Source organism: Streptomyces sp. ICC4, assembly GCF_003287915.1.
Lineage (GTDB): Bacteria > Actinomycetota > Actinomycetes > Streptomycetales > Streptomycetaceae > Streptomyces > Streptomyces tritrimontium.
The window spans coordinates 959,585-972,220 of sequence record NZ_CP030286.1 but is presented as its reverse complement, the minus strand read 5'-3'; the positions used below and the strand labels follow the sequence as shown (position 1 = coordinate 972,220).

The 12,636-nt window shown below is 70.1% G+C and carries 9 protein-coding genes and 1 pseudogene; 4 read left to right on the top strand and 6 right to left on the bottom strand.

Annotated elements, in window-relative coordinates:
• Positions 1-83 precede the first annotated feature (83 nt).
• Positions 84-821, bottom strand: coding sequence for an L-ribulose-5-phosphate 4-epimerase AraD (araD, locus tag DRB89_RS04505; RefSeq protein WP_112447251.1), 738 nt, complete (start codon positions 819-821; stop codon positions 84-86).
• A 337-nt stretch (positions 822-1,158) separates the two neighbouring features.
• Here araD and DRB89_RS04500 point away from each other — a divergent pair, with 337 nt between their 5' ends.
• Positions 1,159-2,217: a LacI family DNA-binding transcriptional regulator gene (locus tag DRB89_RS04500; protein ID WP_112447253.1), complete on the top strand. Its 1,059-nt coding sequence runs from the start codon at positions 1,159-1,161 to the stop codon at positions 2,215-2,217.
• 145 nt (positions 2,218-2,362) lie between these two features.
• On the opposite strand, the gene DRB89_RS04495 is transcribed toward DRB89_RS04500, so the two are convergent.
• From DRB89_RS04495 to DRB89_RS04475, 5 genes are all read right to left on the bottom strand, one after another.
• Positions 2,363-3,487, bottom strand: a complete 1,125-nt coding sequence (locus tag DRB89_RS04495; protein WP_112447254.1) for an aldose epimerase family protein — start codon at positions 3,485-3,487, stop codon at positions 2,363-2,365.
• Between the two features lie 104 nt (positions 3,488-3,591).
• Complete coding sequence (gene yjfF, locus DRB89_RS04490; RefSeq protein ID WP_204357650.1) at positions 3,592-4,614, bottom strand: galactofuranose ABC transporter, permease protein YjfF; 1,023 nt, start codon at positions 4,612-4,614, stop codon at positions 3,592-3,594.
• Positions 4,611-5,711: an ABC transporter permease gene (locus tag DRB89_RS04485; RefSeq protein ID WP_112447256.1), complete on the bottom strand. Its 1,101-nt coding sequence runs from the start codon at positions 5,709-5,711 to the stop codon at positions 4,611-4,613. Before DRB89_RS04485 ends, yjfF begins: the two co-directional genes overlap by 4 nt.
• Complete coding sequence (locus DRB89_RS04480) at positions 5,708-7,267, bottom strand: sugar ABC transporter ATP-binding protein (RefSeq protein WP_112447257.1); 1,560 nt, start codon at positions 7,265-7,267, stop codon at positions 5,708-5,710. Before DRB89_RS04480 ends, DRB89_RS04485 begins: the two co-directional genes overlap by 4 nt.
• A 94-nt stretch (positions 7,268-7,361) precedes the next feature.
• Positions 7,362-8,360, bottom strand: a complete 999-nt coding sequence (locus DRB89_RS04475; RefSeq protein WP_112447263.1) for an ABC transporter substrate-binding protein — start codon at positions 8,358-8,360, stop codon at positions 7,362-7,364.
• Between the two features lie 494 nt (positions 8,361-8,854).
• On the opposite strand from DRB89_RS04475, the gene araB reads away from it, so the two are divergent.
• The 3 genes and pseudogenes from araB to DRB89_RS44220 all read left to right on the top strand — a co-directional run.
• On the top strand, positions 8,855-10,549 hold the full coding sequence (araB, locus tag DRB89_RS04470) for a ribulokinase (protein ID WP_112447265.1): 1,695 nt from the start codon (positions 8,855-8,857) through the stop codon (positions 10,547-10,549).
• 83 nt (positions 10,550-10,632) lie between these two features.
• Positions 10,633-12,144, top strand: a complete 1,512-nt coding sequence (gene araA, locus DRB89_RS04465; RefSeq protein WP_112447267.1) for an L-arabinose isomerase — start codon at positions 10,633-10,635, stop codon at positions 12,142-12,144.
• Positions 12,145-12,326: 182 nt separating this feature from the next.
• A pseudogene (locus DRB89_RS44220) lies at positions 12,327-12,554 on the top strand (sugar ABC transporter ATP-binding protein); the annotation flags it as partial.
• Positions 12,555-12,636 lie beyond the last annotated feature (82 nt).

The following is a 12,636-nucleotide window of genomic DNA, read 5'->3' as shown; positions in this document are numbered from 1 at the left end:
CGGACTGCACCGTCAAGATGCCTGAACCAAGAGGGAGTTGACCCGCCTTTCGCCGAGGCGGGCCGACTGCCACGACGGCGGCTTCAGATGTTCGGGGTGTGAGGGGCGTTGCCGTAGTAGGCGTCCGGTCCGTGCTTGCGGGTGAAGTGCCGGTCCAGCAGGTGCTTCGGCGGTTCGGAGGCTTCCCCGAGACGGGACCCCAGCGCCAGCGTGTGCAGTGCCATCTCCGCCACGGCCTCGCAGACGACGGCGTTCTCCAGCGCCGCCTTCGCGGTGGCACCCCAGGTGAAGGGTCCGTGTCGTGAGACGAGCGCTCCGGGGACCTCGTCGGCCCGCCGGGGGTCGCCGTCGAGCCGGGCGACGATCACCTGTCCGGTGTTGTACTCGTAGTCCCGCGCGCACTGCTCGGCGGTGAGGTCCTCCGTCACGGGAACGGGCCCGTTGAAGGTGTCGGCGTGCGTCGTGCCGAGTACGGGGATCGGGCGGCGCGCCTGGGCGAAGGCGACGGCGTGCGTCGAGTGCGTGTGGGTGACGCCCCCGATGGAGGGGAAGGCCCGGTAGAGGCACCGGTGGGTTTCGGTGTCGGTGGACGGCCTCAGGTGCCCCTCGACTACCCGCCCGTCCTCCAGCGCCACCACCACCAGGTCCTCCTCGGCGAGGTCGGCGTAGGAGACCCCGGACGGCTTGATGACGAAGACGCCGGCCTCCCGGTCCACTCCGCTGACGTTTCCCCAGGTGAGGGTGGCGAGACCGGCCTCCGGGATGCGCAGGTTGGCCGCGAGGACCTCACGACGGAGGTCCCCCAGGAAGTTCTCGCTCACTACGCTCTCACCGTCTCTCCGGCATGCGCGGCGGGTTTCTCCGGGACCACTGTCCGGCAGGCCCCGCGGTCGCGCATGAGTGGGCTGGACCGATCGGGGCGCAGCAGGCATCGCGACTGGCCTACCTGGGCGGCCCCGATCAGATTGTGAGCGCTAACAAGCTGCAATCTCAAGAGGTACGAGCAGATTCCTGCCCGCAACAAGCGATCAACGCTGCATAATGTGAACGCCAACATCTACACCTGGTCGACAATCCTCCGGTCGGTCCGAGATGTGTGCGGGCCGCGGCTGGTTCGGTACCTTGAGGGAAGGCCGCTCGATGAGGAAAGGAAGAGAGTTGACCCAGCTCCCAGACGTCTCGCGAGCGCCCACGATGACGGACGTCGCGCGCGTCGCCGGCGTGTCCCATCAGACCGTTTCGCGGGTGCTCAGCGACCACCCGAACGTCAGCGCCAAGACCCGGGCCGCGGTGACTCAGGTCATCGAGCAGCTGGGGTACCGCCGCAATTCGGCGGCCAGGGCTCTGGCCACCCGCCGGACCCACACGCTGGGCGTCATCGCGGTGAACACCACTCTGCACGGCCCCGCCAGCACCGTGGCGGGAGTGCAGGAGGCCGCTCGGGACCGCGGCTACCTGACGTCCGCCGTCACGCTTCGGACCGCCACGCAGACGGCTCTCGCCGAGGCCATGCAGCACCTCGCCGGATGGGGCGTGGAGGGCATCGTCGCCGTCACTCCGCAACGCGCCGCGGTGCGCGCCCTGGCGGCATTGGAGGCACCGTGCCCCGTGGTCACCGTGGAAGGCGGCCACACCCTCGACCTGCCGGGGGTGTCGCTGGACCAGAACCTCGGTGCCCGCATGATCACGGAGCACCTTCTCGCGTCGGGCCACGCCACGGTGTGGCACGTGGCGGGCCCCCCCGACTGGCTCGAGAGCGAGGCCCGCACACAGGGGTGGGAGGACGCGCTGCGCGATGCCGGCGCCGAGGTGCCGCCCGTGCTGCGAGGCGACTGGAGTCCACTGTCGGGATACCAGGCCGGCCAGCAGCTGGCGGGGCGGGTCCTGGCATCACGAGGGCAGGGAGCCGGCCTCACCGCGGTGTTCGTCGCCAACGACCAGATGGCCCTCGGTGTCCTACGGGCCCTGCGGGAAGCGGGCCTGCGGACGCCCGAGGACGTGGCGGTCGCCGGCTTCGACGACATCCCCGAGGCGGAGTTCTTCCCGCCCCCGCTGACGACGATCCGCCAGGACTTCGCCTCGCTCGGCCGCGACAGCATCGGGCTGCTCCTGGACCACATCGAGGGCAGGACCGACGAGTCGACCCACCTGGTGGTGGCGCCCGAGCTCATCGTGCGCGCCAGCACGGCCCGCAGGATCGCTCCCCCCGGCGAATGACCCCCACATGCCCGGCGGTTGACCCCTCTCGCAGGAGCCCGGGCCCCGGGGGCACCTTCGTACGCGGGAAACCGGGCGCAGGCACCAAAGCCGCTGTCCGGTGCCCCCCGGCACCGGACAGCGGCTACGGCCGCCGCCACCCCTCTCAGGCGGCGACCGTGGTGAAACTGTGGATCGTGGTCGACCGGTACAGCTCGCCCGGGCGCAGGACGACCGTCGGGTAGTCGGGACGGTTCGGGGAGTCCGGGAAGTGCTGGGTCTCCAGCGCGACCCCCGCGTAGGCGTGGTACGGCCTGCCTGCCTTGCCCGTGATGTCACCGGTCAGGCCTTGCGCGGTGTAGACCTGGATGCCCGGTTCCGTGGTGCGCACCTCCATGCGGCGGCCGGATGCGGGGGCGTACAGCACAGCGGCCTTACGAGGACTGTCTCGCCGGGCGTCGCCGAGGACCCAATTGTGATCGAAGCCTCCGCCGGCGAGGACCAGTTGCGCATCCGTATGGGTCAAGGCGTCGGAGAGACGCCGGTGCCGACGGAGGTCGAACGGGGTGTCGCTGACCGGGCGGTGGGAGCCGTCGGGGATCAACTCGGCGTCGACAGGGGTGTAGAGGGGGGCCGCGACCTGGAGGTGGTGGGCCAGGACGTTGCCGCGCCCCTCCCCTTCGAGGTTCCAGTAGGCGTGGTTGGTGAGGTTGACGATCGTCGGGGCGTCGGCGACCGCCTGGTACGACATCGTCAGGTTGTCGTCGCGGTCCAGCGTGTAGGTGAGGCGCACGTTCAGGGCACCGGGGAATCCCTGGTCGCCGTCGGGGCTGTGCAGGAACAGACGGACACCGGTGCGGTGCGCCGAGTGGAAGGGTTCGCACCGCCACAGGCGCTGGTCGAACCCGTCGGGACCACCGTGCAATGTGTGCCCGGTCTCCTGGGTGGCGAGCCGGTGGGTGACGCCGTCGACTACGAGCCCGCCGCGTGCGATGCGGTTGGCGTAGCGGCCCACCGTCGCACCGAAGTAGCGTGCGGAACCCTCGCAGGCGGCGGGGTCGCGGGGCGCGAGCACCACGTCAGCGGTGTGGCCCCAGCGGTCCGGCAGGATCAGTGAACGGAGCCGGGCGCCGCGCGTGTGGACCTCGGCACGGGCCCGGCCGGGGAAGCCGAACCGCCACCTCTCCCCCGTTCCGCCATCGTCCAGACGCAGGGGGCGGGCCGTCCGCGGACAGGCGGCCGTCTGCCCGGGCTCGGCGGCCTGGTCGACAGATTCGTAGGCGTGTTCCATGACGGCATTCCCTGGAAGTCGGTCCACCGGATGCGCGCCGGGACCAAGCTGTGATCGCGGCACGCGAACGCGGTGGCACGGGCGGGTGGGCTGCGGAGCCGGAGTCAGTCGGCGGCGGGGCGGCGGCCGCTCATCAGGCGTTGCAGCACGATGAACACGAGCAGCAGGGCACCGATGACGATCCGGGTCCACCAGGAGCTGAGCGTGCCCTGGAAGTTGACGACCGTCTGGATCATGCCGAGGACGAGCACGCCGAGGGCGGTGCCCAGGACGAAGCCGGAACCGCCGGTCAGCAGCGTGCCGCCGATCACGGTGGCTGCGATCGCGTCGAGTTCCATGCCCATGGCGTGGAGGGCGTAGCCGGAGAGCATGTAAAAGGTCAGCAGCAGGCCGCCGAGTGCGGAGCACAGGCCGCTGACGGCGTATGCGGCGATCTTGGTGGAGCCCGTCGGAAGACCCATCAGCCGAGCGGAGGACTCGTTGCCGCCCAGCGCGTACACGTTGCGGCCGAAGCGCGTGTGGTGCAGGACGACGAAGGCGATCACCAGCACGGCCAGGGCGATGACCACCGGGATCGAGACGAACAGTCCTCCCGGGCCGTACAGCCGGGTCTGCGCGATTCCCGCCGTCGTGGGGTCGCTGATCGTGATGGATTCGGTGCTGATCGTGTAGCAGAGCCCGCGGGCGAGGAACATGCCGGCCAGGGTGACGATGAACGGCTGGATCTCGAAGGTGTGGATGATCCAGCCCATGAGCGTCCCGCTCCCGGCGCCGACGAGCAGGACCAGGGGGATGACGGTGGCCAGGGGCCAGCCGTGCGACTCGACCAGCCAGGCGGTGAGCATGGTCGACAGGGCCACCATGGAGCCGACGGACAGATCGATGCCGCCGGTGAGGATGACGAAGGTCGCCCCGACCGCGACGACCAGGAGGAATCCGTTGTCGATCAGCAGGTTCAGTACGACTTGCGCGGAGAGGAAGCCCTCGTAGCGCACCGATCCGACGCTGAACATGACGGCCAGCAGGACGGCTGTGACGATCAGTGGGATACGGGTGCGGGTGCGCGGGGACACGGTCGCGAAGGGGCGGGTGAGGTGCGCGGCGACGCTCGCGATGCCGGTACTCATGCGCGTACCTCCTGCTGCTGCGGGGCGGCGCCCGCCGGGGTGTGGGATCGGGGAGTGGCCGCCCCGCGGCGGCGCAGGACCTTGGACCGGAAGACCGGGGACTGCACGAGGCAGACGACGATGACGACGAAGGCCTTGAAGACGAGGGTGGTCTCGGGTGGGACGCCGAGGGTGTAGACGGTGGTGGAGAGGGTCTGGATGATCAGGGCGCCCAGGACGGTGCCGCCGAGGGAGAAGCGTCCTCCGGTCAGTGCGGTGCCGCCGACGACGACGGCGAGGATCGCGTCGAGTTCGATCCACAGGCCGGCGTTGTTGCCGTCGGCGCTGGAGACGTTGGAGCTGATCATCAACCCGGCGACGGCCGCGCACAGCGCGCTGAAGACGTAGACCAGGGCGAGGAGACCGCCTGCCCGGATGCCGACCAGGCGGCTCGCGGCGGGGTTGCCGCCGACGGACTCGATCAGCATGCCGAGTGCGCTGCGGCGGGTGACGAGGGCGGTGAGCGCGACGAGGGCTGCCGCAAGGAGGACGGCGAACGGGAAGGTCAGCCAGTAGCCCCCGCCGATCATTTTGTAGGGGGCGCTGGTCACCGTGACGATCTGACCGCCCGTGATCAGCTGGGCGACGCCGCGGCCCGCGACCATGAGGATCAAGGTGGCCACGATGGGCTGCACGCCCAGCCCGGACACCAGGAAGCCGTTGGCCAGGCCCAGTACGAGGGCGACGCCGAGCGCGAGGGCGACGGCCGTGAGCAGGGTGGCGACGCTGCCGGGATGCGCGGCGGTGGAGATGTGCCCGCAGGCGAGGGCGCCGGCGATGGCGACGGTGGAACCCACCGAGAGGTCGATCCCGCGGGTGGCGATGACCAGGGTCATGCCGAGCGCCACCAGGATGAGTGGCGCACCGAACTGGAGGATGTCGATGAGGCTGCCGTAGAGGTGGCCGTCGCGCACGCGGACGGAGAAGAAGTCGTGGTGGAACGCGAGGTTGCCGAGGAGCAGGGCGAGCAGGATGAGCGCGGGCCACAGCAGGCGGTGGCCGGCCAGCCGTCTCCCGATCGCGGCGGCCGCCTCGGACTTGGCGGGCTGGGTGGTCATGAGTCCGTTCCGGTGGCGATGGTCGTGAGGAGGCGTTCGGGCGTGACGGTGTCGTCGTTCGCGAGGGTGGCCACCATGCGGTGGTCGCGGAGCACGGCGATGCGGTGGCTCAGGCGCAGGACCTCTTCGAGTTCCGCCGAGATGAACAGCACGGCGGTGCCTTCGCCCGCCAGGCGGGCCACGAGTTTCTGGATCTCCGCCTTGGCCCCGATGTCGATGCCCCGGGTGGGTTCGTCGAGGATCAGGAGCCGGGGTGCGGTCAGCAGCCAGCGGGCGAGGAGGACCTTCTGCTGGTTGCCTCCGCTGAGGTGGCGCACCTGCGCTTCGGGGTCGGCGGGGCGGATGTCCAGGGCCTCTGTCCAGTGCCGCGCCAGTTCGTCCTGTTTCGCACGGGCCAGCGGCCTGGTCCAGCCGCGGGCGGCCTGCAGGGCGAGGACGATGTTCTCGCGGACCGTGAGCTCGCCCACCAGTCCCTCGGACTTGCGGTTCTCGGAACAGAACGCGATGCCCCGGGCGATGGCGTGGCGGGGGCTGCGCAGGACCACCTTCTCGCCCTCGATGCTCACTTCTCCGGCGTCCGCGCTGTCCGCGCCGAACAGGAGGCGCGCCACCTCGGTGCGGCCCGAGCCCAGGAGGCCGGCCAGTCCGATGACCTCGCCGGGATGGATGTCGAGGTCGTACGGTTCGATCGAGCCCGTACGGGTCAGCTGTCGCGCCTGGAGGAACGGCTCGCCGGCCGCCCGCTCGGCCGCTTCCTCGTGGGCACGGCCGGACAGCTGGTCGAGGGTGGCCAGTTCTCCGCCGATCATGCGCTGTACCAGCGTCACCGGCGTGAGTTCCCCGATCGGGTACTCGCCTTCCAGCCGGCCGTTGCGCAGGATGGTGACGCGGTCGCAGAGATCGAATACCTGGTCGAGGAAGTGCGTGACGAACAGGATGGCCACACCGCGGTCCCGCAGGCGCCGTACCAACGCGAAGAGCTGGGCGACCTCCTCGCGATCCAGGCTGGAGGTGGGTTCGTCCAGCACGAGCACCTTCGCCGAGACGTCCACCGCCCGGACGATGGCGACCAGTTGCTGCACCGCCAGGGAGTGCGAATCGAGCAGACTGGTGACGTCCAGATCGAGGTCGAGTTCCGTCAGCAGCTCTGCCGCCCGCTGCCGCATCGCGGACCAGTGGATGAGACCGAACCGGCGCGGTTCGCGCCCGATGAGGATGTTCTCGGCCACCGAGATGTTCGGGCAGAGGTTGACCTCCTGATAAACGGTGCTGATTCCGGCCTGTTGCGCCTGGAGGGGGTCCGTGAACGCGTGGGGCCGGCCGTCCACGAGGATGGCGCCGCCGTCGGCGGGGTGGACACCGGTGAGCACCTTGATCAAGGTGGACTTCCCGGCGCCGTTCTCGCCCATCAGGGCGTGCACCTCACCGGGGAAGAGCCGCAGGGCGACTCCGTCGAGGGCGAGCACGCCCGGGAACCGCTTGCGGATGTCGTGGGCTTCCAGGACCGGCCGCGGGCCGCCGGCGCCCGTGGCCGGCGGGGTGGACGGATGCGTCATCCGCCCTCCTCTCATGTGTGGGGTGGTGGAGCGGGCTCCGGAGGGTGAAGGAGGCACCGGAGCCGGGCCTCCTCCGGCACCAAAACCTGTCGCGTCAGTAGTTCCGGGACGGCAGGGCGGCCGCGGCCTTGTCCTGCGGGAAGACGCCCTCCTGGGTCTCGACCCGGGTCGGCACGCTCTCCCCCGCCACGACCTTCTTGGCCAGCTCCATCAGCTGGTCGCCGAGCATCGGGTTGCACTCCACCACGACGTTGATCTTGCCCTCGGTCATGGCGACGAAGGCGTCCTTGATTCCGTCCACCGAGATCACCTTGATGTCCGTACCGGGCTTCTTGCCGGACTCCTCGATGGCCTGGATGGCGCCGAGGGCCATGTCGTCGTTGTGGGCGTAGAGGACGTCGATGTCCTTCTGGGACTTCAGGAACGCCTGCATGACCTCCTTGCCCTTGGCGCGGGTGAAGTCGCCCGTCTGCGAAGCGACGATCTTGAACTTGCCGTCGGCACGGATGGCATCGGCGAAGCCGGCCTTGCGGTCGTTGGCGGGTGCTGAGCCCGTGGTGCCCTGGAGCTCGACGATGTTGACCGGGCCCTGTTCGTTCGCGTACGCGCCGGTCAGCCACTCGCCCGCGGACTTGCCCTCCTTGACGAAGTCCGAGCCCAGGAAGGTCTTGTAGAGGGAGGTGTCCTTGGTGTCCACGGCCCGGTCGGTGAGGATGACCGGGATGCCCGCGTCCTTGGCCTCCTTGAGCACCGTGTCCCAGCCGGACTCCACGACCGGCGAGAAGGCGATCACATCGACCTTCTGCTGGATGAAGGTGCGGATCGCCTTGATCTGGTTCTCCTGCTTCTGCTGCGCGTCGGAGAACTTGAGTTCGATCCCGGCCTTCTTCGCCGCCTCCTGGACGGACTTGGTGTTGGCGGTACGCCAACCGCTCTCGGCGCCGACCTGGGCGAAGCCCATGGTGATCGTGCCGCCGGAGCCCGTCTTGGCCCCGGAGGCCGGGGCGGAGGCGGGGCCCTCGGTCGAGCAGGCGGTCAGCGCCGAGGAGGCGAGAAGGGCGACGGTGAGGACGAGGGCTGCTCTGCGAGCCATGACGGGTGTCCTTTCGGGGGCTACGGATGAGGCTCCACACGGCCGGTGCCGGGCTGTGCCCGCGGTCAGGAGCGTGGCGGGGCCGGGGGCGGGGCGACAGGAGCGGGATGCCCTTGAGGGGGCGCCGTCGCATTGTGAGCGCTAACAAGCTGGGTTCTCAACCCCTTTGCACGCGTTACCTGTCCGTTACCGCGTCACGTGCGGCAACAAGGCGGACTCCGTCCGTTCGCGCGACCATCGACCCCGCTACTCGAATCGGAGACCTCAACCCGCCCCGAATCAACCAAACATCAAGGCGAGGCCCCGTATGCGAAGGCCGCCGGGCCAAGGGGGCCTCCCACATGATCCACGCAGACCTCTTGCCTATCGACATTGTTAGCGCTCACACTGCAAGCTCATCGGATCCTCCGCCGACCGCCAGGATGGTCGGGACGGCATCTCCGGCTGCCGGGCCGCGCCGCGTGCCGCCCACGGCTCCTTCGAAAGGCACTCTGTTGACGTCACCCCATCTCCTCGCGCCCACCCCTCCTTCCGAGGAATCGGAGCAGTACACGGTCGGCGTCGACTTCGGCACGCTGTCGGGCCGCGCCGTGGTGGTGCGGGTTCGCGACGGTCAGGAACTGGCCGCGGCGGTCCACGCCTACCGGCACGGCGTCATCGACCGGTACCTGCCGCACGGCGGTGCGCCGCTGCCTCCGGACTGGGCCCTGCAACACCCCCAGGACTGGCGGGACGTACTGCGTCACGCCGTCCCGCAGGCCCTGGCGGCGGCGGGGATCGATCCCGCCGCGGTGATCGGCATCGCCACCGACTTCACCGCCTGCACCGTCCTGCCCACGCTGGCCGACGGGACTCCCCTCGCCGAGACCGAGCTCGCCGGACGGCCGCACGCGTGGCCCAAGCTGTGGAAGCACCACTCCGCCCAGTCCCATGCCGACCGCATCAACGAACTCGCCCACGCCCGTGGGGAGAAGTGGATCGCCCGCTACGGCGGCCGGATCTCCGCCGAGTGGCAGTTCGCGAAGGCGCTCCAGGTCCTGGAGGAGGATCCGCTCGTCTACGAAAGCTGCGCGCGGTGGATCGAAGCCGCCGACTGGATCGTGTGGCAGCTCACCGGAACCGAGTCCCGCAACGCCTGCACCGCCGGATACAAGGGCATCCACCAGGACGGCGCCTACCCGAGCGAGGAGTACCTGGCCGCGCTGAACCCCCGGTTCGCCGACTTCGCACGCACCCGCCTCGAATTCCCCCTCTCCGCTCTGGGCTCACGAGTGGGCTCGCTCAGTACGGTGGCGGCAGCGTGGACAGGGCTGCGCCCCGGCATCGCCGTGGCCGCGGGCAACGTCGACGCCCATGTCACCGCGGCGGCGGCCCAGGCCGTCGAGGACGGACAACTGCTCGCCATCATGGGGACCTCCACCTGCCACGTCGTGAACGCCCCCGTCCTTGCCGACGTCCCCGGCATCTGCGGTGTCGTGGGCGGCGGGATCGTCGAGGGAACCTACGGCTACGAGGCCGGCCAGAGCGCGGTCGGCGACATCTTCGCCTGGGTACTGGACCAAGGCGTCCCGTCGGACTACCTCGCCGAGGCCGCCGACCGCGGCGAGGACCTGCACACCCTGCTGACCCGGAAGGCCGCCGGCCAGCCGGTCGGCGGACACGGACTGGTCGCCCTCGACTGGCTGAACGGCAACCGTTCGGTCCTCGTCGACCACCACCTCTCCGGAGTCATCGTGGGTCTCACCCTCGCGACCCGCCCCGAGGACGTCTACCGCGCACTGCTCGAAGCCACCGCGTTCGGCACCCGCGTCATCGTGGAGACCCTGGAAGCAGGCGGCGTACCGGTCCACGAGTTCATCGTCGCCGGCGGACTGGCCAAGAACGAACTGCTGATGCAGATCTACTCCGACGTGCTGCGCCGCCCCGTCTCCCTCGCGGCGTCCGACCAGGGCCCCGCCCTCGGGTCGGCCATCCACGCCGCCGTAGCCGCCGGCGCGCACAGCGACGTACGGACGGCCACCGCCGCCATGGGGCGCCGACTGCCGGCCGTCTACCTGCCCGACGCCTCCCGGGCCGACGCTTACGACGCCCTCTTCGCCGAATACCGGCTCCTGCACGACCACTTCGCCACTGATGGCCTGCTGCACCGCCTGAGGCACATCCGCGACACGACCCACACCGCGGGCTGACCCCCGCCCCCGTTTTCGTTCCCGAATCCCCACCCGCGCGCCGCCCTCGCCAGCGCTGCGGGACGTCACCTTCAGGAGTCCATGTGCCCAGCCGAACATTCCCCGCCCAGGAGATCTGGTTCCTCACCGGCAGCCAAGGCCTGTACGGGGAGGAGACACTGAAGCAGGTCGCCGAACAGTCGCGGCAGATAGCCACCGCGCTGGCCGACGCCTCCGGCATTCCCGCGCGTGTGGTGTGGAAGCCGGTACTGACCGACGCCGACGCCATCCGCCGGGTGTGCCTCGACGCGAACGCCGACGACCGGTGCATCGGGCTCATCGCCTGGATGCACACCTTCTCGCCGGCCAAGATGTGGATCGCCGGACTGGACGCGCTACGCAAGCCGTTGCTGCACCTCCACACGCAGTCGAACGTGGCCCTGCCCTGGGACACCATCGACATGGACTTCATGAACCTCAACCAAGCCGCCCACGGAGACCGCGAGTTCGGGCACATCCAGACCCGTCTCGGCGTACCCCGCAAGACCGTAGCCGGCCACGTCACCGATCCGATGACGAGCGCACGCGTCGCGGTCTGGGCGCGGGCGGCCGCCGCAAGATCCGAACTGGCCACCCTCAAGGTCGCCCGCTTCGGCGACAACATGCGCGACGTGGCCGTCACCGAGGGCGACAAGGTCGAGGCCCAGCTGCGCTTCGGCGTCTCCGTCAACACCTACGGCGTCAACGACCTGGTGGAGGTCGTCGACGGCGCGGACGAGACCGAGGTGGCTTCCCTCGTCGAGGAGTACGCCGACCTGTACGACCTGGCGCCGGAACTGCGACCGGGCGGCGAACGGCACGACGCGCTGCGTTACGCGGCCCGCATCGAAGCCGGCCTGCGCACCTTCCTCGAAACGGGCGGCTTCGGAGCCTTCACCACCAACTTCGAGGACCTGGGCGGACTGCGCCAGCTGCCCGGCCTCGCCGTGCAGCGGCTCATGGCCCAGGGGTACGGCTTCGGAGGAGAGGGCGACTGGAAGACCGCCGTCCTGCTGCGCGCCCTCAAAGTGGCTGCCGCCGGCCTCCCGGGCGGCACCTCTTTCATGGAGGACTACACCTACGACCTGACACCCGGCAACGAGCTCATCCTCGGTGCGCACATGCTGGAAGTCTGCCCCACCATCGCCGCCGCCAGGCCCAGCTGCGAGATCCACCCCCTCGGCATCGGCGGGCGGGAGGACCCGGTGCGCCTGGTGTTCGACGCGGCCCCCGGCCCGGCCGTGGTGGTCGGGCTCGCCGACCTCGGCGACCGCTTCCGCCTGATCGCCAACGACATCGACGTGGTGGCGCCCCCTCACCCGCTGCCCGCCCTGCCCGTTGCCCGCGCGGTCTGGCGGCCCCGCCCCGACCTGCGGACCTCCACCGAATCCTGGCTGACGGCCGGAGGACCGCACCACACCGTCCTCAGCACCGCCCTGACCTCCGACCACCTCGACGACCTAGCGGAAATGCTCCGCCTGGAACTCGCCCTCATCGACGAGACCACCGCCCCGAGGCAGTTCCGGCGCGATCTCCGCTGGAACCAGGCGTACTACCGGCTGGCACTGGGGCTGTGAACCGCTCGAAGCCCGGGGCCTCCCGCCGTCACCCGTAACGACGCCGCCCGGGGTTCCGGGAGAGCGGGTGACGGATGGACGCGTAGAGGCCGGGCAGGCCCTTGCGGGCTGCCCGGGTTCCACGGTGAGGGAGAAGGGCTCGACGGCGTGGGAGTCCCGGCCCGCAGCTCTTGCTGACGTCGCGCAACGCAATGGAACGACTCATAACGATCCGCCCGGAGCTGGGGTTGGCGGGGATGGGGGACGAGCCGCTTTCGAGTCTGGACTCGAAGCCGCGCGGCCATCTGCGGGCCGTGATCTCCCGGCTGACCGCCGAACTGGGCGTCACCACCGTGCATGTGACGCACGATCAACCCGAGGCCAGGTCTCTCGGCCGCGTGGCGGTCATGCGCGGCGGCGTCCTCCAGCAGCCGTGGTGCGCACCGGACCCCATGTCCGGGTGCGGGCGGGCGCCCAGATTCCACTGCTGGGTCGATCTGGGGCAGCTGTACG